This is a genomic window from Microbacterium sp. zg.Y1084 (genome assembly GCF_024623595.1).
Taxonomy (GTDB): Bacteria; Actinomycetota; Actinomycetes; order Actinomycetales; family Microbacteriaceae; genus Microbacterium; species Microbacterium wangruii.
Map to the genome: position 1 here is coordinate 47,114 of NZ_JANJGV010000011.1, position 23,880 is coordinate 70,993.

A 23,880-nucleotide genomic window follows, 5' to 3' on the forward strand; every position below is an offset into this window, starting at 1 on the left:
CGATTCTAGGGCGGTGGGCTTCGGCGACGGCTGAGAGGGGCGGCGCGCAGCCGGCGGCGCTCAGCCGGCGGCACGCAACCGCTGCACGCGGCCGCGGCGGGTGCCGACGACGCGGCAGACGAGGTAGATGAGGAACGAGATCGTGGTGATGTAGGGACTCACCGGCAGGGTTCCCATGACCGCCAGCAGGATGCCGCCGACGGCGGAGGCCACCCCGAACAGCGCCGCCAGCAGCGGCACGGCGAGGGGACCACTGCTGACCCGCATCGCGGCGGCCGCCGGAGTCACCAGCAGCGCCATCACCAGCAGCGCGCCGATGATGTGCAGCGCGACGGCCACGATCAGCCCGAGAAGCAGCATGAACGCCAGCGACACCGCAGTGGTGGGCACCCCGCGTGCGGCGGCGGACTGCGGGTCGAGCGAGTCGAAGCGCAGCGGGCGCCAGATGAGGAGGAGCCCCACCAGCACCGCGGCGCCGATCACGATCAGCCACCCCAGCTGGCCGGACTGCACCGAGACGATCTGGCCGGTCAGCAGGCTGAAGCGGTTGGCGCTGCGCCCGTCGTACAGCGACAGGAAGAGGATGCCGAGGCCGAGGCCGAACGGCATGAGCACGCCGATGATCGAGTTGCGGTCGCGGGCGCGGGCGCCGAGGCCGCCGATGATGGCCGCGGCGATGAGGGAGCCCACGATCGAGCCGGTCACGACGTCGACCCCGATGAGGAGGGCCGCGGCGGCGCCGGCGAACGACAGCTCGCTGATGCCGTGCACGGCGAAGGCCATGTCGCGCTGCATGACGAACACGCCGATGAGACCGCCGACGAGGCCCAGCACCGCCCCCGCCCACACCGAGTTCTGCACGAGACCGAGGATCGCGCCGTACTCCCCCAGCCCGCCGAAGAGGGCGTCGCCGATGTCGTCCCAGTTCATGCGCCGGCCTCGTCGTGGTGATGGTGGTGGTGGGAGTCTTCGGCATCCGGTGCGCCGACCACGACGAGCCGGCCGCCCGCCCGCAGCACCTCGACGGGTGCGCCGTACAGGTCGGTGAGCACGCGCGAGGTGAGAACGTCCTCGGGGCTTCCCAGGGTGAAGCGCCCGCCAGCGATGTAGAGGATGCGGTCGACCGCCGACAGCACCGGGTTGATGTCATGGGTGACCAGCAGCACCGCGGCATCCGTCCGCCTCCGGTGGGCGTCGATGAGCCCGACGACCGCCTGCTGGTTGGCGAGGTCCAGGCTGGTCAAGGGCTCGTCGCACAGCAGCAGCCGGGGGTCGTCGGCCAGGGCCTGCCCGACGCGCAGCCGCTGCTGCTCACCTCCGGAAAGCAGCCCGACCGGCCGGTCGGCGAACGCGCGGGCGCCGACGGCGTCGACGAGCGCGTCCACACGGGCGCGGTCGCCGCGGCGCGGGATCGGCAGCCCGAAGCGGTGGCCGTCGATTCCGAGGGCGACGAGGTCACGACCCCGCAGGGGGGTCTCCGGCGGCAGCGGGCGCTGCTGCGGGATGTAGCCGATGGCGCGGTTGCCGCGGCGCTGCACCGGCCGGCCGAGCGCCTCGATGCGCCCCGCGCTGAGAGACTCCAGTCCGAGGATCGCCCGCAGCAGGGTGGTCTTTCCCGAGCCGCTCGGGCCGAGTACGGCCAGCAGCTCGCCCGGCTGCACCTCGAGGTCGAGCCCCGACCACAGGTCGCGGCCGTCGCGGCGCAGGGCCGCCCCGCGGATGCGCAGCGGCGGCGTGGCGGCCGACGCGGAGCCGCTCACGCGTCCAGCGCCGCGGCGAGAGCGGCGATGTTGTCCTGCATCCACTCAATGTACGTCGTGTCGTCCGGGAGCGTCTCGGTCATCTCCACGATCGGGAGCCCGTCGGATGCCGCGGCGTCGATGATCTGCGTCGTCTCGGCGCCGCCGGTCTGCGCGTTCACCACGACCACGGCCACGTCACCGGAAGCGAGGATGTCCAGCGCCTCGAGCAGTGTCGCGGGGGGCACGTCCTGCCCCTCCTCCACCGATTCGCTGAAGGCGGCGGGGGTGCGGTCGACGAGTCCGGCGGCGGCGGCCAGATACGCGGCGACCGGCTCGGTGACGAAGGCGCCTTCGCCGTTGTGGGCTGCGGCCAGGTCGGCCAGGTCGGCCTCGAGCCCTTCGATGCCGTCGGCGAAGCCGGCCAGGTTGTCCTGGAAGACGGCGGCGTCGTCGGGGCGCAGGTCGGTGAGCGCGTCGGCGATCGCCTCCGCCACGTGCTCCACGGTGTGCGGGTCGTACCAGACGTGCTCGTTGAAGCCCTTGACGTGGTCGTGGTCGTGATCGTGATCGTGATCGTGATCGTGATCGTGATCGGCGTCGTCGGCCTCGTCGTGCCCGGCGTCGTCCGGCCACTCGGCCGACTCGCGCACGGCGGTGATCACGGGGGCATCCGATCCGCTCGCCTCGATCAGGGCGTCGATGAAGGGGTCGTAGCCGCCGCCGTTCTCGATGATGAGGTCGGCGCGCTGGACGGCGAGCTGGTCGCGGGCGCTGGCCTCGTAGGCGTGAGGGTCCTGCGCGGTCGACGACACGATGGCGGTGACGTCCACGGCATCCCCGCCGATCTCCTCGGCGATCTGCGCCCAGACGCTCGTGGATGCCACGACCTGCAGCACGCCGCTGCCGGACGCGTCGTCCTGCTCGCCCCCGGTGCCGGCGCAGCCGGCGAGCACGAGCAGAGAGGCGGCGCCGAGCGCGGCGACGGAGAAGGTCTTGCGGATCATGGGAACGAGTCTATGCGCTACTGATAATCGTTCTCAACTTGGCGGGTCCCGAGATTCGCGCACCCCGCGACTAACGCGCCCTCGCATCCGGCCGATAGGAGATTCCAGGAGTCCACGGACGGACTCCGGGGTCCAGGACGGGCCCCGCACGATCCCCACTCACGGAGGAACACCATGGGAATGCAGATCACCACCAACGTGTCGGCGCTCAACGCCTACCGCAACCTGTCCAGCACGCAGAACGACCTGTCGAAGTCGCTCGAGAAGCTCTCGAGCGGTCTGCGCATCAACCGTGCTGCGGACGACGCCGCCGGCCTCGCGATCTCCGAGGGACTGAAGTCCCAGGTCAACGGCCTCAACGTCGCCCAGCGCAACGCCCAGGACGGCATCTCGGTCATCCAGACCGCAGAAGGCGCCCTGACGGAGGTCCACTCGATCCTCCAGCGCATGCGTGACCTCGCGGTGCAGGCCGGCAACGGCTCGAACAACGCCGAGTCGCGCACCGCGATCCAGACCGAGGTCACCCAGCTGACCGATGAGCTGGTTCGCATCGCGGACTCGACGAACTTCAACGGCATCAGCCTGCTGAAGGGCGGCGACGCGCTGAGCTTCCAGGTCGGCGCCAACGGCGAGGCCTCGTCGCAGATCACCGTCGCCACGGCGGACCTGAAGGATGCGCTGGCATCCATCACCGCCATCACCTACGGCGCGGACACCGCCTCTTCGACGCACACGCCGGACGCGACGAACTTCAAGTTCGACTCGGCCGTCAACGCGGCACTGGCGATCACGGCGATCGACACGGCGATCGAGAAGGTCTCGACCTCTCGCGCCGACCTCGGTGCGGCGCAGAACCGCATGGAGTCGACCATCAACAGCCTCGCCGTCTCGGCCGAGAACCTGTCGGCCGCGAAGAGCCGCATCACCGACACCGACATGGCGTCGGAGATGGTCAAGTACACCGCTGCAAACATCCTGTCGCAGGCCGGCACCGCCATGCTCGCGCAGGCGAACCAGTCGACGCAGGGCGTTCTGCAGCTGCTGCGCTGATCGCTCATCACTGAAGGAGCCCCGCGCCGAGTGGCTCGGGGCTCCTTCTGATGAGGGGCGGTCATCACCCCACGAAAACGCACACAGGAGTAGAAGATGACATCCGTTCCGCACCTCGCCCCCCGCCTGCGCTACCTCGCCGGGCGGGCGATGCGGCTCGATGCGGCATCCCTGTGGACGCGGGCACGCGCGGCGGGTGCCCGCCACGACCGCAATCCGGTCGCGGTCGCCGCCGACATGATGTGGGAGGCCGGCGTCCACGGCGTCGGGTTCCAGGACTACATCGACTACGACTTCGCGATCCTCACCCGCGAGGAGCGCGCCACGTACATGACCAACCCGGTCTCGAACCGCTTGTCCCTCACCTTCGACGACCCCGCCTACCGGCACGTCTTCCACGACAAGGTCGAGTTCAACCGCGTGTTCGATGCGCATCTGCAGCGGGAGTGGCTGGTGCTGCGCGAGGACAACGCAGACGAGCTGCGCGCCTTCGCCGACAGGCACGGCGTGATCGTCACCAAGGAGCCGCTCGGCCACCAGGGCCGGGGCGTGCACCGCTACCACACCGACGCCGTGACCGACTGGTCGGCATTCCACCGGGGGCTGCTCGCGCGGGGTGAGATCCTCGTCGAAGAGGTCATCCGCCAGCACGAAGACCTGGCCGCCCTCTGCGCCGGCACCGTCAACACCACCCGCGTCACCGCATTCTTCGACGGTGAGACCACCCACATCCTCGCGATGGCGCAGAAATTCGGCCGGGGCGCGGTGAGCGACCAGAACACATTCGGCGGGTTCTACGCGATGCTCGACGAGCGTGGGCGGGCCACCGGCGCGGGTTACGACTCCTGCAACCGCGTGTACGAGACACACCCCGACAGCGGCGTGCGCATCTCGGACTTCGAGCTCCCGAGGTTCGACGAAGTGGTCGCCTTCGTGGATCGCGTCGCACGCGTGGTCCCCCAGGTGCGCTACGTCGGCTGGGACATCGCCGTCACCGCCCACGGGCCGGTGCTCGTCGAAGGCAACTGGGCCGCGGGCGTGTACGAGAACAAGCCCAGCGCCACCGGCATCCGCACGGGCCACAAGGACCGTTACCTCACCGCGATCGGCGCGGCGAAGCCCGTCTCGCGGCATCGCACCGGCGAGCGCGTGGCCGCCTGAGCGGCGTCGCGCACCTCCCCGCGCTCAGTTCAGGATGGCCCGCACGGGCAGATCCTGCCCCTCGAGGATGACCTGAGCGGCGTCGCCGGTGCGACGGTTCAGCACCACCGGCGCCAACAGGTTGACCCCCACGCCCTCGTCGGTCATCTGCGCGACGAGGAGCAGCTGCGCATCGCCGGCCGACGTGAGCCCGAGGCGGCCGGCCTGTGCGTCGGAGAGCACGGGCGCATAGTCGGGGACGACGTCGCGGGGATCGACGAGGAACAGACGCACTGCTGGATCGTCGACGGACCACATCGCGAACAGTGCGGCGGAGCCCTCGACCGGATCGAGCTCGAACGCCGTGTGCGGAGCGAGCCCGGGAGGCGGGGCGCCGAACCGCAGCGCGACGGTCATCGCAGGAAGTCCATCAGGGTCGGTTGCAGGACGCGCCCCGTCACCGCCAGAGCCGATCGGTACACGAGCTCCTGGGCTTGCAGCTTCACCAGGACCTCCACCGTGTCGACATCCTCCACTGCGGCGCGACGCGCCTCGAGCGTGACCGTGGAATCCAAGGTCGCCTCCTTCGCCCGCTCGATCTGCGACTGTCGGGCGCCGACGGCACCCTGCACCCCGAGCATAGTGTTCACGTGCTGATCGATCTGGCCGAGCCGGGCGCCCACGTTCACGCCCGCGCGCAGGTCCGCGGCGATCTGGTCGACGAGGGCGAACACCGAGTCCGCTCCTGTGCCGAAGACCTGCCCTCCGTCCGCGTCCACCCGCACCGTCTCGCCGTCGGAGACGCGGCGGCGCACCTCGGATCCGGGCACCCCGCTGAAGGAGTAGTCCGCGGCGAAGGCTCGCGCGTCCGACGTGCCGGCGAACACTGAACGTCCTCGCAGATCGGTGTTCGCCTGAGCCAGGAGCTCGTCGCGGATGCCCGCCAGCTCGACGGCGATCGCCTCGCGCGAGGTCGCGTCCATGGCGCCCGAGTTGGCGCCCTGCACCGTGAGGTCACGGACCCGTCCGAGCAGCGCGGTGGAGGCGCTGATGGCGTTGTCGACGGTCGTGACCCACGCGAGGCCGTCGTCGATGTTCCGGGAGAACTGTGCGGTGCGCCGCTGCGCCGCGTGCACGTCCAGCACGGCCGCTGCGGCGGTCGGGTCCTCCGACGGCGCGGCGAAGGCCCGCTGAGACGTGGCCTGCGACTGCAGCCGGGCGAGTTCGCTCAGCCCGCCCTGCAGATGGCGCATGGCCGTCTGGGACATGGTCTGTGAGGTCACGCGACCGATCATGGCGGCTCCTGATGTCAGCGGCCGACGAGGCCGGTGCGGTTGATGAGCACGTCGAGCGCTTCGTCGACGGCGGTGAGCACGCGCGCGGCGGCCTGATAGGCGGTCTGGTAGGTGAGCAGGTTGAGCGTCTCCTCGTCGTTGTCGACGCCGGCCACGGACTGCTGGGCGACGGCTGCGGCCACCGCACCGGTCTCGGCGCGCTCTGCCCGTCCGGCATCCGCGGCCGTCGCGACCGCGAACCGCGAAACGACGTCGCCCCAGAGGGCGTCGGGTCCGTCGGGGCGACGGCTGATCGCCCACATCGCGTCGGCGTTGGTGCCGTCCAGCGCGCCACCGCCGGGCGCCGCGAGCGCCAGGTCGGTACGCCCCTGGGGCACCACGGTCAAGCCGAGCGCCGCGGGTCCGCCGGCGGAGAGCGCGAAGAAATCGCCGCCGGGAGCCCCACCCGAGGTCGCACCGGCGCGATGCTGGGCATTCAGCGCGGTGGCCAGCGAGGTGGCGAGGTCGTTGTGCGATGCGGCGAGACCGGCCAGCACGCCGCCCTGGTCGGCCGGTGCCAGCACGGCCAGCATCCCGCCCAGCTCTCCGCTGGCGATATTCACCGCGAACGAGCCCTCCCAGGACAAGACCGTGGGCCGGCCGGCCTCGATCGACGACGGACCGTCGACCGTCAGCACGCGCGCCTTGTCGCCCGACACCAGGGCGTTGCCGTCCAGGCGGAGCGTCATGGTGCCATCGGCCTCGACCGTGCCGACAGCGCCGGAGAGGCGCGACACGGTCTGGGCGAGCAGGTTGCGCCGGTCGACGAGCTCATTGAGCGATCCCCCGGATGCGGCGGCGTCACGGATCGAGGCGTTCAGCTGCGCGACCTCGCCGGCGGTGGCGTTGATCTGCGCGACCATGCCGTCGACGGATCCCCTCGCGCTGGACCACTGACCCGCGACCGCACGGTAGCCGTCGGCGATGCGCGCGGCGAGGGCCTCGGCACCGGTCAGCACAACGGCGGCCGCGGCGGTGGAATCGGGCGAGTTGGACAGGTCCTGCCACCCCGCCCAGAACTGCGACAGCCGGTCGGCGATGCCGTTCTCGGTGGGCTCGGCGAGGGCGGCCTCCGCCGTCAGCGCCGCGATGGCCTTCGTCGACCAGTAGCCCGAGGATGCCAGCGTGTCGCGCACGCGCGCGTCGAGCACGGCGTCGCCCAGTCGCGAGATTCCGTCGATCGACACGCCCTGCCCGGGCTGCACACCCGTGCTGAACCTGCCCGAGACGGCCGGGGGGACGACCGAGGAGGTCTCCAGCCGCTGGCGGGTGTAGCCCTGTGTGGTCTGGTTCGCGACGTTCTGCCCGACCAGGTCGATGCCCCGTCGTGCGGCTGCCAGCGCGCTGGCAGCCGTGCCCAATCCACTGAATGTCGACATGCTGTCCTCTACATCTCCTTGTCCACGATGCGGGCGGTGTCTTCACGCGCCCGTTCACCGTGCGTGGTGTATTCGCCCGTGCTCGCGGCGAGACTGGCGAGGGTCTCATCGACGGCGCGGGCCGCCGCCCGGAGGTACCCCTCGTTGGAATCCTTCAGCTGCGCGATCTCCGACATGCAGGCGGTCAGGGCCACCCGATGCTCGGCGAAGACCTCGCGCCACGCGTCGGTGGGAGCGGCGCTCACCAGTCCCGACAGGGTGGTGACCTCCGGCACTCCCCACTCCCGTGCCACCGCCGCGACTTCGACGTCGCGGCCGATCCCCGACACCCGCAGGCGCTCGAGCACCTGCTCGACCTCCCTGCTGGCGAAGTGGATCCAGCGCATGCTCCCCGCCTCGAGGAGCAGTCGCTGCTCCTCGAGTTTGAAGATCAGCAGCTCAAGCAGCTCCCGCTCCTGCCACAACTGCATGGACAGCTCATTGGCGCCCACGTTCTCCCTCTCCCCAGACGTTGTTCCATCCGCGGGCGACTCACCCCAGTGAAATCTCCGCCCGTGGTCGGCCATTTTGTTCTATCGGCCGTTTCGACCATAGCGTTATCCCGAATTACATGAGAGATTTCTCATCAAGGTCTCCGGACCTCAGCGCCGGCGGCTCCCCCAGGGCCGCGAGACCGAACACAGCGAGAAAGCACACTGCACCTATGTCGGGCCACGCAGAGCGTAACCGTCTCATCGAAGAGAATCTTCCATTGGCGGGATACCTGGCCCGTGAGGTGCATTCGCGCGCCACGCACGTGCCGCAGGAGGAGCTCGCCGCGGTGGGCGCCCTTGCCCTCGTCACGGCCGCCGCAGCGTTCGACCCCACCCTGGGCGTGCCGTTCGGAGCGTATGCGCGCCGCCGCATCCTCGGTGCCTTCGCCGACGAGATGCGATCCATGGACTGGGCCACCCGTGGCATCCGCAAGCGCATCAAGGAGGTCACGGCCGTCCGTGACACCCTGACGGCGGCGCTCGGTCGCACGGCCACTCCCGACGAGATCGCCACGGCCGCGGGACTTCCGCGCGAAACCGTGCTCGAATCGCTCGACGACGCGGCCCGCACGGTCACGAGCCTCGACGATGCGTCCGTGCTCGCCGTGCCCTCGGACATCGCCCTGCCCGAAGAGTCGGCCACGCTGCGCGAGCGGCGGGAGATCCTCACCCGCGCCGTGGCGGCCCTGCCCGATCGGATGCGCGCCATCATCCAGGCGGTGTACATCGACGAGCGGCCGGTCAAGCAGATCGCGGAAGAGCTGGGCGTCTCGCACTCCGCCGTGTCACAGCAGCGCGCCGAGGCCGTGCGCCTGCTGCGCGACGCCATGGAGCGCTTCCACCTCGACGGCGACGCCGCGCCCACTTCCCGCGTGTCCGAGACGACCCGCGACGCGTACTTCTCCCGCATCGGCTCCCCCTCGGCCACGAGAGTTCCGGCCCGCGTCTAACGCCCGCGCTCCCCCTGCCGATAGGAGTCTGCGGACGCTCGGGCCTGCCGGGCGGTCCGCACCTGCGACAGGAAGGGGAGCGGATGGGTCTCTCGTTCGACGGCCTCGCCTCTGGCCTGGACACCACGGCCATCATCGACGCCCTCATGGACGTCGAGGCGATTCCCCGCACGCTGCTCAGCGCGAAGTCCGACGACCGGCGCGCCGTCATCTCGCAGCTGCAATCGCTGAACACCGCGCTGCAGAAGCTCGTGACGACGGCGAAGGATGCCGGGGGCGCCGGGGCGACGGCGCAGGTGAAGGTCACCAGCTCGCACGACTCGGTCACTCTGACAGCAGCACCCGGCTCCGCCGCCGTCTCGACGCAGATCGTCGTCGACCGCACGGCTGCGGCGCACACCGTGGTCAGTCAGGCCGTCACCGCGTTCCCCGACCAGCCCCTCGTCTTCACCGTCGAGACCGCCGCCGGGGATCTGATCGAGGTGCGCCCCCTGTCCTCCGCGCCCGCCGACGTGGCCCGTGCGCTCAGCACCGCCGGCGCCGGCATCGTCGCGTCGGCGGTGGCCGCCGGCGTGACCGCGGATGGGCAGCCGCTGTCCCGCCTGCAGCTCACGGCGACCGAGACCGGCTCCCAGAGCGTCTTCCGCATCCACCTCGGCGACGCCGCCGCCGTGGCCGCCGGGACCTCCACCGACCTCGCCACGCAGCCGGGGGCGGCGGTCGTCACGCAGGGCCAGGACGCCCAGGTGCGGCTGTGGGCCGGAACCGCGGCCGAGCAGGCCGTGACGTCACCCAAGAACACCTTCACCGACCTGTTCGCCGGGGTCGACGTCACCGTGGCCCGAGCCACCGATGCCCCCGTGTCGCTCACGGTCGCCACCGACCCGGCAGCGCGCGCCACCGCGGCCGGCGGATTCGTCTCGCAGATCGCCGCCATGCTGGCCGGCATCGCCAAAGGCTCCGCGGCGACCACGCCCGGCAGCGCCGGCGGCACCACGACGCTGGGCGTCTTCACAGGCGACAGCACGGTGCGCGCGCTGCGCCAGGCTCTCAGCGACGCGGTGCAGTTCCCCGTCGACGGGGTCTCGCCCTCGACGATCGGCGTCTCGATCGACCGCTACGGCGTGCTCTCCTTCGACGAGAAGAAGTTCCGAGCCGCCGTCGACGCCGATCCGGCGGCAGCAGAGGCCTTGTTCGCCGGCGTCGCCGCCCGCGTGCAGCAGGTCGCGTCGCAGTACTCCGACAAGTACGACGGCCTCCTCACCGCCCGCATCACCGGGCAGGAGAGCGAAGTCACCCGCATGTCCGGCCAGCTCGAGCGGTGGGACCTGCGACTCGATCAGCGCCGCGCGTCACTGGAACGCACCTACGCCTCGCTCGAGACCATGCTGGCGCGACTGCAGTCGCAGTCGTCGTACCTGACGTCGCAGCTGGCAAGCCTGCCCTCGTCCAACCGGAGCGGCTCATGAGCGCGGCCCTGCGGGCACAGCAGCGGTACCGCGAGGAGGCGATCCTCTCGGCGAGTCCGCAGCGACTGGTCACCATGCTGTACGACCGCCTGCTGCTCGACGTGGCCCGTGCCGAGACCGCGCAGCGGGCCGGCGACTGGGTCACGGCGAACAGCGAGCTGCAGCATGCCCAGAGCATCGTGAACGAACTGTCGTCCTCCCTCTCCGCCGGCTGGGCGGGCAGCACAGAACTGCAGGCGGTCTACGCGTACCTCATCCGCACGCTGATCGGCGCCAACATCGCCCGTGACCCGGAGCGCACACGGGAATGCCGTGACCTCATCGCGCCCCTGCACGAGGCCTGGCACGCGGCCGCGGCAGCGATGGCTCCCCAGCCGTGAGGTCGGACGCCTCCTGGCTGGAGCTGCTGGAGCGCTTCGAACGGGACCTCGACGCCGACGCCCACGACGCCGCCCCCTGGGACCCGATCCTGAAGGCGACGCCGCTGCCCGCCGACCTCGTCGCGCGCGCGAACCGCCTCGTGGCACGGCAGCAGGAGCGCATGGCACAACTGCGCACGGAGCTGGCGGCGACCCGCGCGCACCTCGACGCGATCGGCATGGTTCCCCCGCTGCGCGAAGACGCGGCGGCTTATGTCGACCGCGACGGCTAACGCACCGGACACGACGGCCGATAGAACCCCCTGAGCGAGGAACGCTCACGTCTTCAGGCCAGGGATCGGCCACGTCATCCGTCGACGGGAACGGCTCTCGTGCTCGAATCAGTGACCACCGTTGCGCTCACCAGTGCGCTGAACGGACTCTCGCAACGCCAGCGCGCGATCGCGGACAACATCGCGAACGTCAACACCTCGGGCTACCGCGCCAAGGTCGTCGCCTTCGAGGAGGCGCTGGCATCCTCCGTCTCGCGCGGCGACGGCGACGTCGCCGCCACCGTGACCGAGTCCCTCGCCCCGACGAGGCTGAACGGCAACAACGTGAACCTCGACACCGAGACCCTGTCGAACATCGACACCGTGCTGCGATACCAGTTCGCCTCGCGCGCCGTGGGCGGCGCCTTCGCGTCGGTGCAGACGGCATTGAGGACGTCATGACCTTCGACGCCATCGGCATCGCCGGCTCGGGCCTGAGCACGCATCGCGTGTGGCTCGATGCCCTCAGCGACAACATCGCCAACATCAACACCGCCGTCTCCAGCGACGACGCCGCCTTCCAGCAGCGTTACGTCGCGGTGCAGGCCGCCGACGGCGGCGGCGTGCGGGTCGCCGGCGCGCTCTTCGGCAGCGACGAGGGGCGGCTCGTCCACGACCCGACGAACCCGCTGGCCGGCGAGGACGGCTACGTCCGCTACCCCGACATCGACCTCGGCGAGCAGATGGGCCACCTGATCATGGCTCAGCGCGGCTACCAGGCCAACGCCGCCGTCGTGGACCGCGCCAAGACCGCCTATGAAGCCGCCCTGCAGATCGGACGAAGCTGATGCCCCCTCTTTCCGGGATCGATGCCATCTCGTCGGCCGCTGCGCTGCCGGCACCGACGCTGCGGCCCGCCGGCGATGACACCTCCTTCGCCCAGAGCATCACCGGCGCCGTCGACGAGCTGCGCGCGCTGCAGTCGACCTCGAACGAGCTGGCCGTCGCAGCGGTCACCGGCGACCTCGACGACATCCACTCCGCCATGATCGCGTCGACCCGCGCATCGGTGACCCTCGAGCTGGTCGCCGCAGTGCGCAACAAGGGCGTCGAGGCATTCAACGACATCATGCGGATGCAGGCCTGATGCCCGCGGCCGTCTCCTCCGCCTTCGCCGGGCTGCGCAGCTCGGTGGCGTCGTTCACCGTGGCCCAGCGCACGATCGCGATCATCGGCATCGCCGTGCTGGTGATGGGGGCGGTCGCCATCGCGGGCTGGCTCAGTCGGCCGACCCTCACGCCGCTGTTCACCGGCCTGACCGCCGCCGACGCCAGCGCCGTGGTCGAGCAGCTGCGCTCCGCGTCGGTGGGCTACGAGTTGACGGACGGCGGCACGACCGTGCTCGTCCCGGAGTCGGCGGTGTACGAGCAGCGCCTCGCCGCGGCCGCCGCCGGGCTCCCCAGCGCCGGGTCGGACGGGTACACCCTGCTCGACAGCATGGGCGTGACGAGTTCGGAGTTCCAGCAGACCGTGACCTACAAGCGCGCGATCGAGGGCGAGCTGGCGCGCACGATCACCGCCCTCAAGGGCGTGAAGACCGCGTCGGTGCAGCTGGCGATCCCGGAGGAGAGTGTCTTCGTCTCTCAGACGGTCGCCCCCACGGCCTCGGTGTTCGTCGACACCCCCGACGGCGCCTCCCTCTCGTCCTCGCAGGTCGAGGCGATCGTGCACCTGACGTCCGCGGCCGTCAGCGGGATGGCCCCGGAGAACGTCACGGTCGTCGACCAGGCCGGGCGCACCCTCTCCGCCGTCGGAGTGGGGACCGCCGGCGGCATCGAGCAGCAGGCCAGCGCCTACGAGCTGCGCATCGCGGACAGCATCCAGACCATGCTCGACACCGTCGTCGGCGCCGGCAACGCGACGGTCACCGTCGCCGCCGAGATGCAGCAGGCCAGCAGCGAGCGCATCGAGGAGACCTACACCCCCATCGACGGCGATGCCGCCACCAGCGAGCAGACGAGCACCGAGACGTACTCGGGCCCGGCCGCGGGCACCGGTGTGCTCGGGGCGGAGACCGGGGGCCCGGCCATGGGCGGCGACGGCACCTACGAGTCCAGCCAGGCCACCCGCAACAGCGTCATCAACAAGGCCGTCGAGAGCACCACGACACCTGCCGGCTCCCTCACACGTCAGAGCGTGGCCGTCGCCGTCGACCGAACGGCAGCGGAGGCGATCAACCTCGACCAGCTGACCGCCCTCGTCTCGTCGGCCGCCGGCATCGACCGCGCCCGCGGCGACGACATGACCGTCGAGCTCGTGACCTTCAGCAGCACCGACGCGGCCGCCGCGCAGGCGGCACTGGACGCCGCCCGCGCGGAGGAGGAAGCGGCACGCAGGGCAGAGCTGCTCCAGACGGCGATGATCGTCGCGGCGGCCCTGGTCGTCCTGATCCTGGCGACGGGAACCGGCATCGTCGTGCGCCGTCGTCGCAGCGCCGCGGCCGCCGCGGTGCTCACCCCCCTTGCGCTCCCCGCCGACGGCGCCGGCGGCCTCGACTCGTTCGGCGCACTGGTGAACGGGGCACCCACGGCGGTGCTGGAGCAGATGCCCACCATTCCGCTGTCACTGCCGGAGCTCGAACCCGAGCCCGACCCGGAGCCCGCGCAGGTCACCCTCGACCGCCGCCGCGCGGAGCTGGGCGAGTTCGCCCGCCGCGACCCTGCCCGCACCGCCGACCTGCTGCGGAGCCTGCTGCGCGAGGAGCAGGACGCATGAGCGAGCTGTCCAGCACCCAGACCGCCGCAGTGGTGATGATGAACCTCGACCGCGCGCTGGCGGTGGAGGTGATGAAGCACCTCACCGATGACGAGGCGGAGAGCATCGCCGCGGAGATCATCCGCCTACGCAATCTCGACGCCGAGACGACCAGTCGCGCGCTCTCGGACTTCCATCGCATCGTGCAGGGACACCTGCCTCCGGCACGGGGCGGGCGCGACATCGCGGCCGGGCTCCTCTCGGCGTCCTTCGGCGCCGAGCGCGCGGAAGGAGTGCTCACGAAGGTCTCCTCGGCCATGACCGGCTCCTCCTTCGACTTCCTGAGCGCTGTGGAGCCGGCGCAGATCGCCAGCGTGGTCGACGGCGAGCTGCCGCACACCATCGCTCTCGTGCTCGCGCATCTCCCCGTCGACAGCGCCGCGGCCGTGCTCGCGGAGCTGTCGGACCCGCTGCGCACCGACGTCGCCCAAGCGATCGCCACGATGGGCACGGCGTCGCAGGATGCCGTCGCGATCGTGGCCGACGCCCTGCGCGCCCGTTCCGGTGCGTTCGCGATGCGGGACTCCCCCGAGGTGCTCGGCGGAGTGCAGCCGCTCGTCGACATCATCAACCGCTCGGACGCGACGGTCGAGAAGGCGCTGCTGGCCAACCTGGAGGCCCGCGACAGCACGCTCGCGGAGGACATCCGTTCGCGCATGTTCACCTTCGCGGATGTCGTGGTGCTGGACGACCGCGATGCCCAGCGCGTGCTGCGGGGAATCGAGATCCGCGTGCTGGCCCTGGCTCTGAAGGGTGCGCCGGCCAGCGTCGCAGCGGTGATCCGCCGGAACATGTCCGAGCGCAACCGCGAGACCCTCGACGAAGAGGCGCAGACCCTCGGCGCGGTGCGCGTGTCGCAGGTGGAGGAGGCGCGGGCGGAGATCGTGCGCGTCATCCGCGCGCTGGAGGCGGCCGGCGACATCCGCGTGCAGCGAGGGGACGAGGAAGAGTATGTCTCTTGACTTCACCCCTCTCGCGATCCCGCATCTGACAGGACCGGCCGAGGATGCCGAACGCGAGCGCGCGCGCCGGCGCGGCCATGCCATGGGGTACGCCGAAGGCATGCGCGCCGCTCGCGATCAGGCCGCCCAGGAGGCGGAGAAGGCCGCGGAAGAGCGGCGAGCCGCGACCCGCGCCGCCGCCGCAGCGGCCGCTCAGGCCGTGACGGCGCTGCAGCGTGCCGCGGCATCCCTCGCCGCCCGCACCGAGCTTCTCGCCGAGGTCGCGGAGGAGCGGGTGCTGCAGCTGGCGGTGGAACTGGCCGAGGTGATCGTGGAGCGCGAGTTCTCCGACCCCGTGCGCGCGGCCCTCACCGCCGTGGCCCGCGCGACCGCCGCCGCGGGGGGAGACGAGCGCGCGACCGTGACGCTGAGCGAGGCGGATCTGGCGACGCTGACGCACCTGGAGGCGCACCCCGCAGGCGTCCAGGTGGCGGCGCGAGCGGACCTCCTCCCCGGCGACGCCGTCGTGCACCTGGCCGACGGCGAGGTCGACCTGCGGGTGCAGTCCGCGCTCGAGCGGGTGCGGGCCGTCTTGGCGGAGGCAGGCTGATGGCGCTCTGGTCGACCGTCCTCGACGCCGCCCGCCCGGAGCGCTCCGGTGTGGTGTCGCGGATCATCGGACTCAGCATCGAGGTGCGCGGGATCGCCGCCGCCGTCGGCGACCTCGTCACCATCGGCGGCGAGGTCGACGCCGAGGTCGTCGCCGCCGAGCGGGGGGCGCTGCGCTGCATGCCCCTGTCCGTGACCACCGGGCTGCGCGTCGGCGACCGAGCCACCGTCGCATCCGGGCGGCTGCCCGTTCCCGTGGGCTCGTCCCTGCTCGGCCGCGTCATCGACGGTCTCGGCCGCCCCATGGACGGTCGCGGCGCGATCGACGCCCCACGGGTCTCCATGCACCACGACACCCCGGCCGCGATGGAACGGGCACGCATCACCGTGCCGCTGGCGTCGGGGGTGCGCGCCATCGACACGCTGACCCCCATGGGGCGCGGCCAGCGCATGGGCCTGTTCGCGGGCTCGGGCGTCGGCAAGTCGTCGCTGCTGTCGATGATCGCGCGCGGCTCCGCCGCCGATGTCAACGTCATCGGCCTGGTCGGCGAGCGCGGCAGGGAGGTGCGCGAGTTCATCGAGGACGATCTCGGCCCCGACGGGCTGGCGCGCTCGGTCGTCGTCGTGTCCACCTCGGACCAGCCGGCGATGGCGCGGCTGCGAGCCGCGTTCACCGCCACGCGCATCGCCGAATCCTTCCGCGACGACGGTGCGCACGTCATGCTCATGATGGACTCGCTCACCCGCGTGGCCATGGCTCAGCGCGAAATCGGTCTCGCGGCAGGCGAGCCGCCGGCCACACGCGGCTATCCGCCGTCGACCTTCCCGGTGCTGGCGAAGCTGCTCGAGCGCGCCGGCACCGCACGCGAGGGGTCGATCACCGGCGTCTACACGGTGCTCGTCGACGGCGATGACCACAACGAGCCCGTCGCCGACACCGTCCGCTCCATCCTCGACGGTCACATCGTGCTCGACCGCGCGCTCGCGCTCACCGGACACCACCCCGCGATCGACGTGCTGGGCTCCGTGTCACGGCTGGCCGGCAAGGTCGCCACCCCGGAGCAGCAGCGGCTCGCGTCCCTGCTGCGCACCGCCCTCTCGGCCCGCCGCGAAGCGCACGACCTGATCGGGATCGGCGCCTACCAGCCCGGTGCCGACGCCCGGGTGGATGCCGCCATCACGCACGAGCGGCAGATCGAACGATTCCTGCGGCAGTCGCTCGACGAACAGGTCGCCGTCGAAGAGTCCTGGCAGCGGCTGAGCGCACTGGTCGCGCCGTTCGGGGATATCGCATGAGCCGCCCGTTCCGCCTCGCCGGGCTGCTGCGGGTGCGCGGCATCCAGGAGCGCGCCGCCGCCGCCCATCTGTCGCGGTCGGCCATGGAGCGCTCACACACCGACGCGCGGGAGCGTCAGCTGCGCGCGGCCCTCGCCGCGTCGGCGGACATCCCCATCGATGTGCGCACGCTCGCCGCCGTCGCCGCCGGCCGCGTCGCCGCCCGCAGCACCCTCACCGACCTGCGCACCCTGGCGGACATGCAGCTGGCCACCCTGGAGGACGCCCGCGCTCAGCACGCCGCCGCCCGCATAGACCAGCGCGGGCTGGCCAGGCTCGCCGAGGCGCACGCCGACCGCGAGACCGCGCGCGAGCTTCACGAAGAGCAGATCGAACTGGACGAGATCGCCGTCCGCACCCACACCGAGGAGTCGCCATGAGCGTCGTCACCGCGCTTGCGCGCATCGATGAGATCCAGCAGCGCATCCGCACGCTCACCTCGGAGGCGGCCGCGCCCGCGCCGGGAGCGGGAGCCTCCGGCGCATCCTCTCCCGTCACCGCCGACGCCTTCGCCTCGGCGGTGCGCGACGTGCTCGGCACCGCCACCCTGGGCGACGGCTCCGTCACCGGGGAGGACGTGGTCGCTCAGGCGATGACGTACCTGGGGGTGCCGTACGTCTTCGGGGGCGAAGACGCGAGCGGCATGGACTGCTCGGGACTGGTGCAGCGGGTGCTCGCCGACCTGGGCATCGACGTCCCCCGCGTGGTGCAGGATCAGGCCGACGTGGGCGTCGAGGTCGGCTCGCTGGCCGAAGCGCGCCCCGGCGACCTGCTCGTGACCAACGGCGAGAAGCACATCGTGATCTACGCCGGCGACGGCAAGATCATCCATGCCCCGTATCCGGGCAAGAACGTCGAGCTGCGCAACAACTACCTCACCGACGCCGACATCCAGACGATCCGCCGTGTCGTCCCCGCTCCCGGAGAGGCCGTCGCCGCCGTGGCGACCGGGCCGGCACCGGCGTCGGCTCAGGTCGCCTCCGCCAACGCGGCCCTCCCCGCTGCACTGGCGGCCGCGCTGTCCGCGACCGCACCACGGACCGCTGCCGCGCCGGGAGTGCCCGCCACCGTCGGCGCGGCGGCAGCGAGCGCCGGCGGCGGATCCCGGTCTGTCGGCCCGGGCGCGGCGGTCACCACGCCCGCGGCCGCCGCCGCCACCGCGGCATCCTTCGCCGACGCGGCCGCCGCGACCCTCACCGGAGCCAGCGCGCCCCCTGCCGTCGCGGACGCGCCGCCGCCCGCGCCGGCCGCCGCGGCCGCGCGCACCGCGCTGGCTCCGCAGGTCACCGCCCCCGTGCTCTCCCTCGCGAAGGCGCCCGAAGGGGAGCACACCCTCACCCTCCGGGTCACGCCCGACAACCTCGGTCCCGTCACCGTGAAGGCGCAGATCACGGCCACGTCGATGACCGTCGAGCTCGCCTCACCCTCCGACCTGGGACGCGACGCGCTGCGCGCCCTCCTGGTGGATCTGCGCCGCGACCTCGCCTCCCTGGTCCCCCACGCCGCGCTGAGCGTCGCGACCGCCGACACGTCGACCGGCTCCGGCAGCGCGTCCGGCAACCCGTGGTCGACAGGCGCCGGCTCCGGATCGAGCCAGGGCCAGCACGGCGGCGGCGCCGCGGGCACACCCGCACGCAGCGGCACGCTCGCCGAGGCGGCTCCTGCACCCGCACCCCCCACCGCCCCGACCGTCGCCGGTTCGGGCATCGACCTGTTCGCCTGACCCCGAGGAGCCCCGTGCCCGCCGTCGACCCCGTCTCCGCCAGCGCCGCCGTGCGCGCCGCAGCCGCCACCCCGCCCCCGCCCAAGCAGTCCCTCGACGGCGAGGTCTTCCTGCAGCTGCTGGTCGCCCAGATGAAGAACCAGGACCCCAGCTCTCCACTGGACACCAACGAGATGATGGCGCAGACCACGCAGCTGGCCATGATGGAGCAGCTGACCGCGCTCACCGACGGCTTCTCCGAGCAGTTCGCGCTGAGCATGCGCCAGGCCGCCGCCGCGCTCGTCGGGCAGGACGCCTCCTACGTCGACGCCGACGGGGTCACCCACACCGGCCGGGTCACCCAGGTCTCGTTCGACCAGGGCGTCCCCCTCGTCACCATCGGCGGCACCGCCGTCGCGCTCGACGCCGTCTCCGGCGTCACCTCCCCCGCTTCCTGACCACCTCATCCAGAAGGGCTGCTCATGCTCCGTTCGCTCTACGCCGGGATCTCCGGCCTCCGCTCGCACCAGACCATGCTCGACGTCACCGGCAACAACATCTCGAACGTCAACACCATCGGGTTCAAGGCGGGGTCGGTCCAGTTCCAGGACACGCTCTCGCAGATCGTGCAGAACTCCCGCGCCCCTCAGCCCGAGGCCGGCGGCACGAACGCCGCCCAGGTGGGTCTGGGCACGCAGGTCGCCGGCATCCGCACGAACTTCGCGCAGGGGTCCGCGCAGGCCACCGGCGTCGCGACCGACCTGATGGTCGCCGGCGACGGGTTCTTCGTGGTGCGCAGCGGCGCCGAGACGCTGTACACCCGCAACGGCGCGTTCTCCTTCGACGCCGCCGGCCGCATGGTCACGGTCGACGGCTCGCTCGTGCAGGGCTGGACGGCCGTCGACGGGCAGATCGGCACGGGCCGGCCGATCGGCGACATCTCCCTCCCGGTCGGCGCGACGTCCGCCGCGGTGGCCACCGGTGGCGCCCAGGCCGCCGGCAACCTCCCCTCCGAGGTCGCCGTCGGCGAGCAGCTCGTGCGCGACATCACGGTGTACGACGCGGTGGGCGCCTCGCGGCAGCTCGCGCTGACCTTCACCCGCACCGCCGGCGGATGGGACGTCACCGACGGCACCGCGACGACCTCGCTCGCGTTCACCGACGGCAAGCTCACCGGGCCTGCCGCGATCACCTCCGGCGGGGTCACCATCGACCTGTCGGCGCTCACGGGTTTCGCCGATCTGCGCACCGTCGCGCTGACCGGCCAGGACGGCCGCGCGTCGGGAAGCCTGGTGTCCTACACGATCTCCGCCGACGGCAGCCTGATCGGAACATTCAGCAACGGCGCCTCCGAGGTGCTGGCACAGGTGGCGCTGGCCTCGTTCGACAACCCGGAGGGCCTGGAGAAGGCGGGCTCGTCGCAGTACCGCGCGGGCGCCAACTCGGGTGCCGCCGCCGTCGGTGCCGCCGGCGTCGACGGCATGGGTGACCTCGTCAGCGGCGCGCTGGAGATGTCCAACGTCGACCTCTCGCAGGAGTTCACGAACCTCATCGTCGCTCAGCGCGGCTTCCAGGCGAACGCCCGCATCATCACCACGAGCGATGAAGTGCTGCAGGAGCTGACGAACCTCAAGCGATGACGTCGACCGGGTCGCCGGCCTCCGCCTAACGGATGGATGCCGGCGACCGACAGTCCCTATCACAGGCGATGGCGCGGCCACCTTGGTCTGCACCCGCGCAGTCCGACGCATCCGGGAGGGAGCGCATGATCGTCCTCACGCGCCTGAACCGCATAGAGTTCGCGGTCAATCCCGACCTCATCGAGCGCATCCAGGCCTCACCGGACACGACCCTCGTCATGGTCGACGGCGCGACCTTCGTCGTCTCCGAGGCCATGGACACGGTGATCGACAGCATCGTGGACTTCCGTGCCCGGGTCGTCGCCGCCGCGGCTGACCGCAGAGACCGCGACCTGGAGGGCGTCGACTGATGGACCCGTCCCTGCTCATCGGCATCGTGATCGCCTTCGGCGCGCTGCTCGCGATGATCTCGCTCGAGGGCGCGCACGTGAGCGCCCTGCTCCTGCCGGCGCCCATGGTGCTCGTCTTCGGTGCGACCATCGCGATCGGCATCGCCGGCGGCACGGTCAGCGACGCCGTCGAGGCGGTGAAGGCGCTCCCCCGAGCCTTCCGCGGACTGCGCGGATCATCACGCGAACTGATCGAGAAGGTCGTCGGATACGCCGACATCGCGCGCACCCGCGGGCTGCTCGCACTGGAGAGCGCCGTCGACGAGGAGAAGGACCCGTTCGTGCGGCAGGCGCTGCAGAACATCGCCGACGGCACGGATGCCGATGACCTGCGGGTCATGATGGAGGACCAGGTCGCGACCACCGCCGGGCGCCGTCGCACCGCGGCACGGTTCTACTCGACGCTCGGCGGCTACGCCCCGACCGTCGGCATCGTCGGCACGGTGATCTCGCTCACCCACGTGCTCGAGAAGCTCGACCAGCCCGACACCCTCGGCCCCCTCATCGCGGCGGCGTTCGTCGCGACGCTGTGGGGGCTGCTGTCGGCGAACTTCATCTGGCTCCCCATCGGCACCCGGCTGCAGCGACTGGCCGAGATCGAGATCGAGCGGATGACGCTGCTGACGGAGGGCATGCTGGCCGTGCAGTCGGGCAGCCCGCCCCACCTGGTGCAGGAGCGGCTGCTCGCGCTGGCGCCGGAGCCCGTGGGCAAGGCGAAGCGACGGGGCGGCAAGGCCGCGGAGAGCGCGGACGAGGCGGCATGAGCGTGCGCCGTGCGCGACGCATCCCCGAGAGCGGCCACGCCGGCCCGGACGAGCGATGGATGGCGTCCTACCTCGACATGGTCACGGTGCTCATGTGCATGTTCATCGTCATGTTCGCGATGTCCACCGTCGACCAGGAGAAGTTCGAGGCCCTCCGCGCCTCGCTCGCCACGGGCTTCGGCAGTGAGATCAGCGAGTCCACCGACGTGTCCGAGGGCGTCATCGTGCCGCCGGAACTGGTGGACGAGGCGGGCGAAGGGTTCACCGAGCTCCAGCCCAACGCGGCCCAGCAGGAGTACGACAGCCTCGCCGACCTGCGCACGCGCCTGCAGGAGGCGCTCGACGCCCGCGGCCTGGGCGATGCCGCCACGTTCACGATCGACGACCGCGGCCTCACGGTGGGGCTCGTCAGCGCCGAGACGTTCTTCGCGACCAACAGCACCGTGCTGAGCGACAAGGCCCGGGCCGTGCTCGACGCCGCCGGCGGTGTGCTGGTGACCGTGCCGAATCAGATCTCGGTGGAGGGGCACGCCGATTTCCGTCAGCCCGCTCCCCCCTTCGTGGACAACTGGCAGCTGTCGTCGGAACGCGCCACCGGGGTGCTGCGCTATCTGGTGGATGCCAGGACGGTGCCTCAGGAGCGGGTGAGCTCCGTGGGGTACGGGGCCTCTCGCCCGATGGCCGAAGGGACGGCGACGGAAGCCCTGGCGATGAACCGGCGGGTGGACATCGTCGTGCTCTCCGAGGCCACCGAGGAGGTCCGCAGCATGCTGCCGGGCCTCGCGGCCGCCGACGCCTCCGGCTGAGGCCCGTCCCTTACGCGAGGGGGATGACGCCCGATAGTCCCCCTCGTGCAGATCGACCAACGCGCGCACACAGCCGCCGAGACCGCGCCCCCGGAGCGCTACGACTTCGGGCGTCCCGCCGCGCTCTCGCGCGAGCACGCGCGCGCCCTCGCGGGAGCGTTCGACGCCTTCGCCCGCCAGTGGGCGGTGCAGCTCGCGTCGAAGACGCGCACCCGCGCGCACATCGCGGTGGAGCGCGTGACGCTGGAGACCTACGACGAGTACGTCGCCACCGTGCCTGCCACCACGACGCTCGTGGTCTGCGCCGCAGAGGCGTCGGACGAGCGTGCCATCGTGGAATTCCCCGTCCCGACCGCCCTGTCGTGGATCGTGAAGATGCTCGGCGGCGAGGTCGCCGGGCGCGTGGACGACCGCGCACTGACCGCCATCGAGCAGGCGCTGCTGCGGGCGCTTCTGAACGAGACCCTCGGCCACCTGCACGGCAGCCTCGGCGTCCTTCTGCCGAACACCTTCTCGGTGAGCGCCGTGCAGTACAACGCCGCGTTCGCGCAGATCGCGTCCGCCCAGGACCTCGTCGTGGTGGCCCGCTTCTCGCTGCGGTTCGCCGACCGCACCGAGAGCGCCAGCGTCGCCCTCCCCGCGGCATCCCTGCTCGAGCGGCTCTCGCGCACCGCCTCGGCACCGCACGCGGCGCCTGACCCCTCGGTCGTCCGGTGGCATGTCGAGGAGACGCCCGTCGAGGTCACGCTCCGCCTCTCCCCGCGCAGCATGCGCCCCGACGAGGTGCTGAACCTCGCCGTGGGCGACATCATCCCGCTCCCCCACGGGCAGGACCGCCCCCTGCACCTCACCGTCGCCGACCAGGTCGTCGCGACCGCGGCCATCGGGGCCAACGGCGCCCGGCTCGCGTGCGTCGTCACCTCATCCGATCTGTCCCTCTCCCTCGCCGAGGAGCTGAAATGACCAGCACCACCGCCCACGAGTTCGCGGCCGCCGCCGCATTCGCCGACCGCCTGCCCACCGCCGGCCGCACCACCGCGCGCCCGTCGACGGGGTCGAGCGAGAACGGCGACGCCGTCATGGTGTCATCGGTCGGGGACACGAGCGCCGCGTTGGCCGTCGTCATCCTCGACGAGAGCGCACTCGTCGACGGCGACCCCGCCATCCCGCTGACCGAGCGCCTCCACCAGTCGCTCGACGCCGCGGCCACGGCGTTCGGACCGTGCGTGCTGGGCGAGCCCGTCATCGGCGACGCCTCCGCACTGTTCGCGGACCCCGCCGCCACGGTGTTCGACCTCGTGGACTCCTCGGATCGCACGATCGGTCGCCTGGCGGTGCGGGTCACGCATGGCCGCGCGGCCTCGCCGCGGCGCCTGCAGCGCATCGCCGGCGTCGAGATGGACCTGACGGTCGAGGTCGGCCGCACCCGGATGACGGTGCGCGACGTGCTGGACCTCGAGCCCGGGCGCATCGTGGAGCTCGACCGTTCGGCGGGGGCGCCGGCCGATGTCAAGCTCAACGGCCGGCTCATCGCCCAGGGCGAGATCGTCGTCGTCGACCAGGACTACGCGGTGCGCATCACGCGCATCATCGAGAACGCGGAGGCGTGAACTGGACGACCTGCTGCTGGCCCTGCGCGTCGCCATCT

At 71.7% G+C, this 23,880-nt stretch carries 29 protein-coding genes; 22 read left to right on the plus strand and 7 right to left on the minus strand.

Annotation, left to right across the window (positions count from 1 at the left end; genetic code table 11):
* Window positions 1-60 precede the first annotated feature (60 nt).
* The 3 genes from NQ165_RS13120 to NQ165_RS13130 are packed head-to-tail and all read right to left on the minus strand — an operon-like array spanning window position 61 to window position 2,746.
* Entirely contained in the window at window positions 61-930 is an 870-nt protein-coding gene (locus NQ165_RS13120) for a metal ABC transporter permease (RefSeq protein WP_257533819.1), read from the minus strand.
* Window positions 927-1,760: a metal ABC transporter ATP-binding protein gene (locus tag NQ165_RS13125; RefSeq protein ID WP_257533820.1), complete on the minus strand. Its 834-nt coding sequence runs from the start codon at window positions 1,758-1,760 to the stop codon at window positions 927-929. The genes NQ165_RS13120 and NQ165_RS13125 overlap by 4 nt, the downstream gene beginning before the upstream one ends.
* The gene (locus NQ165_RS13130) at window positions 1,757-2,746 is read right to left on the minus strand and encodes a metal ABC transporter solute-binding protein, Zn/Mn family (protein WP_257533821.1); all 990 of its coding nucleotides are present in this window, start codon (window positions 2,744-2,746) and stop codon (window positions 1,757-1,759) included. The genes NQ165_RS13125 and NQ165_RS13130 overlap by 4 nt, the downstream gene beginning before the upstream one ends.
* 174 nt (window positions 2,747-2,920) lie before the next feature.
* Between NQ165_RS13130 and NQ165_RS13135 the strand changes: the two genes are divergently transcribed.
* Both NQ165_RS13135 and NQ165_RS13140 read left to right on the plus strand, forming a co-directional pair.
* Window positions 2,921-3,796, plus strand: a complete 876-nt coding sequence (locus NQ165_RS13135) for a flagellin (protein WP_257533822.1) — start codon at window positions 2,921-2,923, stop codon at window positions 3,794-3,796.
* A 96-nt stretch (window positions 3,797-3,892) separates the two neighbouring features.
* The gene (locus NQ165_RS13140) at window positions 3,893-4,957 is read left to right on the plus strand and encodes a sugar-transfer associated ATP-grasp domain-containing protein (RefSeq protein ID WP_257533823.1); all 1,065 of its coding nucleotides are present in this window, start codon (window positions 3,893-3,895) and stop codon (window positions 4,955-4,957) included.
* A 24-nt stretch (window positions 4,958-4,981) separates the two neighbouring features.
* Here NQ165_RS13140 and fliW read toward each other — a convergent pair whose 3' ends face one another.
* From fliW to NQ165_RS13160, 4 genes are read right to left on the minus strand one after another with little or no spacing between them, the layout of a single operon-like run.
* Window positions 4,982-5,353 carry a flagellar assembly protein FliW gene (gene fliW, locus NQ165_RS13145; protein ID WP_257533824.1) on the minus strand — a complete coding sequence of 124 codons (372 nt, stop codon included), beginning with the start codon at window positions 5,351-5,353 and terminating at the stop codon, window positions 4,982-4,984.
* The gene (locus NQ165_RS13150) at window positions 5,350-6,219 is read right to left on the minus strand and encodes a flagellin (RefSeq protein ID WP_257533825.1); all 870 of its coding nucleotides are present in this window, start codon (window positions 6,217-6,219) and stop codon (window positions 5,350-5,352) included. The genes fliW and NQ165_RS13150 overlap by 4 nt, the downstream gene beginning before the upstream one ends.
* Window positions 6,220-6,245: 26 nt before the next feature.
* Entirely contained in the window at window positions 6,246-7,649 is a 1,404-nt protein-coding gene (gene flgK, locus NQ165_RS13155) for a flagellar hook-associated protein FlgK (protein ID WP_257533826.1), read from the minus strand.
* Window positions 7,650-7,657: 8 nt separating this feature from the next.
* The gene (locus NQ165_RS13160; protein WP_257533827.1) at window positions 7,658-8,119 is read right to left on the minus strand and encodes a flagellar protein FlgN; all 462 of its coding nucleotides are present in this window, start codon (window positions 8,117-8,119) and stop codon (window positions 7,658-7,660) included.
* 233 nt (window positions 8,120-8,352) lie between these two features.
* Between NQ165_RS13160 and NQ165_RS13165 the strand changes: the two genes are divergently transcribed.
* The 20 genes from NQ165_RS13165 to fliN all read left to right on the plus strand — a co-directional run bounded on the left by NQ165_RS13165 (window position 8,353) and on the right by fliN (window position 23,842).
* Window positions 8,353-9,132, plus strand: coding sequence for a sigma-70 family RNA polymerase sigma factor (locus NQ165_RS13165; protein WP_257533828.1), 780 nt, complete (start codon window positions 8,353-8,355; stop codon window positions 9,130-9,132).
* Window positions 9,133-9,215: 83 nt separating this feature from the next.
* The gene (gene fliD, locus NQ165_RS13170) at window positions 9,216-10,601 is read left to right on the plus strand and encodes a flagellar filament capping protein FliD (RefSeq protein ID WP_257533829.1); all 1,386 of its coding nucleotides are present in this window, start codon (window positions 9,216-9,218) and stop codon (window positions 10,599-10,601) included.
* On the plus strand, window positions 10,598-10,981 hold the full coding sequence (gene fliS / locus NQ165_RS13175) for a flagellar export chaperone FliS (RefSeq protein WP_257533830.1): 384 nt from the start codon (window positions 10,598-10,600) through the stop codon (window positions 10,979-10,981). Before fliD ends, fliS begins: the two co-directional genes overlap by 4 nt.
* Window positions 10,978-11,253 carry a hypothetical protein gene (locus tag NQ165_RS13180; RefSeq protein WP_257533831.1) on the plus strand — a complete coding sequence of 92 codons (276 nt, stop codon included), beginning with the start codon at window positions 10,978-10,980 and terminating at the stop codon, window positions 11,251-11,253. The genes fliS and NQ165_RS13180 overlap by 4 nt, the downstream gene beginning before the upstream one ends.
* A gap of 99 nt (window positions 11,254-11,352) precedes the next feature.
* Window positions 11,353-11,694: a flagellar basal body protein gene (locus NQ165_RS13185; RefSeq protein WP_257533832.1), complete on the plus strand. Its 342-nt coding sequence runs from the start codon at window positions 11,353-11,355 to the stop codon at window positions 11,692-11,694.
* On the plus strand, window positions 11,691-12,080 hold the full coding sequence (locus NQ165_RS13190; RefSeq protein WP_257533833.1) for a flagellar basal body rod protein FlgC: 390 nt from the start codon (window positions 11,691-11,693) through the stop codon (window positions 12,078-12,080). The genes NQ165_RS13185 and NQ165_RS13190 overlap by 4 nt, the downstream gene beginning before the upstream one ends.
* Complete coding sequence (gene fliE, locus NQ165_RS13195; protein ID WP_257533834.1) at window positions 12,080-12,379, plus strand: flagellar hook-basal body complex protein FliE; 300 nt, start codon at window positions 12,080-12,082, stop codon at window positions 12,377-12,379. The genes NQ165_RS13190 and fliE overlap by 1 nt, the downstream gene beginning before the upstream one ends.
* Window positions 12,379-14,007 (plus strand): flagellar basal-body MS-ring/collar protein FliF, encoded by a 1,629-nt coding sequence (fliF, locus tag NQ165_RS13200; protein WP_257533835.1) that lies wholly within the window; start codon window positions 12,379-12,381, stop codon window positions 14,005-14,007. The genes fliE and fliF overlap by 1 nt, the downstream gene beginning before the upstream one ends.
* Window positions 14,004-15,008, plus strand: a complete 1,005-nt coding sequence (fliG, locus tag NQ165_RS13205; RefSeq protein WP_257533836.1) for a flagellar motor switch protein FliG — start codon at window positions 14,004-14,006, stop codon at window positions 15,006-15,008. The genes fliF and fliG overlap by 4 nt, the downstream gene beginning before the upstream one ends.
* Entirely contained in the window at window positions 14,998-15,597 is a 600-nt protein-coding gene (locus NQ165_RS13210) for a flagellar assembly protein FliH (protein ID WP_257533837.1), read from the plus strand. Before fliG ends, NQ165_RS13210 begins: the two co-directional genes overlap by 11 nt.
* Window positions 15,597-16,892, plus strand: a complete 1,296-nt coding sequence (locus tag NQ165_RS13215; RefSeq protein WP_257533838.1) for a FliI/YscN family ATPase — start codon at window positions 15,597-15,599, stop codon at window positions 16,890-16,892. Before NQ165_RS13210 ends, NQ165_RS13215 begins: the two co-directional genes overlap by 1 nt.
* Complete coding sequence (locus NQ165_RS13220; RefSeq protein ID WP_257533839.1) at window positions 16,889-17,311, plus strand: hypothetical protein; 423 nt, start codon at window positions 16,889-16,891, stop codon at window positions 17,309-17,311. The genes NQ165_RS13215 and NQ165_RS13220 overlap by 4 nt, the downstream gene beginning before the upstream one ends.
* Complete coding sequence (locus tag NQ165_RS13225; RefSeq protein WP_257533840.1) at window positions 17,308-18,654, plus strand: NlpC/P60 family protein; 1,347 nt, start codon at window positions 17,308-17,310, stop codon at window positions 18,652-18,654. Before NQ165_RS13220 ends, NQ165_RS13225 begins: the two co-directional genes overlap by 4 nt.
* 14 nt (window positions 18,655-18,668) lie before the next feature.
* Window positions 18,669-19,091 carry a flagellar hook assembly protein FlgD gene (locus NQ165_RS13230; protein WP_257533841.1) on the plus strand — a complete coding sequence of 141 codons (423 nt, stop codon included), beginning with the start codon at window positions 18,669-18,671 and terminating at the stop codon, window positions 19,089-19,091.
* A gap of 24 nt (window positions 19,092-19,115) precedes the next feature.
* On the plus strand, window positions 19,116-20,273 hold the full coding sequence (locus NQ165_RS13235; protein ID WP_257533842.1) for a flagellar hook protein FlgE: 1,158 nt from the start codon (window positions 19,116-19,118) through the stop codon (window positions 20,271-20,273).
* Window positions 20,274-20,398: 125 nt separating this feature from the next.
* Window positions 20,399-20,623: a flagellar FlbD family protein gene (locus NQ165_RS13240; RefSeq protein ID WP_257533843.1), complete on the plus strand. Its 225-nt coding sequence runs from the start codon at window positions 20,399-20,401 to the stop codon at window positions 20,621-20,623.
* The gene (locus NQ165_RS13245) at window positions 20,623-21,426 is read left to right on the plus strand and encodes a motility protein A (protein ID WP_257533844.1); all 804 of its coding nucleotides are present in this window, start codon (window positions 20,623-20,625) and stop codon (window positions 21,424-21,426) included. The genes NQ165_RS13240 and NQ165_RS13245 overlap by 1 nt, the downstream gene beginning before the upstream one ends.
* On the plus strand, window positions 21,423-22,232 hold the full coding sequence (locus NQ165_RS13250) for a flagellar motor protein MotB (protein ID WP_257533845.1): 810 nt from the start codon (window positions 21,423-21,425) through the stop codon (window positions 22,230-22,232). The genes NQ165_RS13245 and NQ165_RS13250 overlap by 4 nt, the downstream gene beginning before the upstream one ends.
* 45 nt (window positions 22,233-22,277) lie before the next feature.
* Window positions 22,278-23,195, plus strand: coding sequence for a flagellar motor switch protein FliM (locus NQ165_RS14680; protein WP_257533846.1), 918 nt, complete (start codon window positions 22,278-22,280; stop codon window positions 23,193-23,195).
* Entirely contained in the window at window positions 23,192-23,842 is a 651-nt protein-coding gene (gene fliN, locus NQ165_RS13260; RefSeq protein ID WP_257533847.1) for a flagellar motor switch protein FliN, read from the plus strand. Before NQ165_RS14680 ends, fliN begins: the two co-directional genes overlap by 4 nt.
* The last annotated feature ends 38 nt before the right edge of the window (window positions 23,843-23,880 follow it).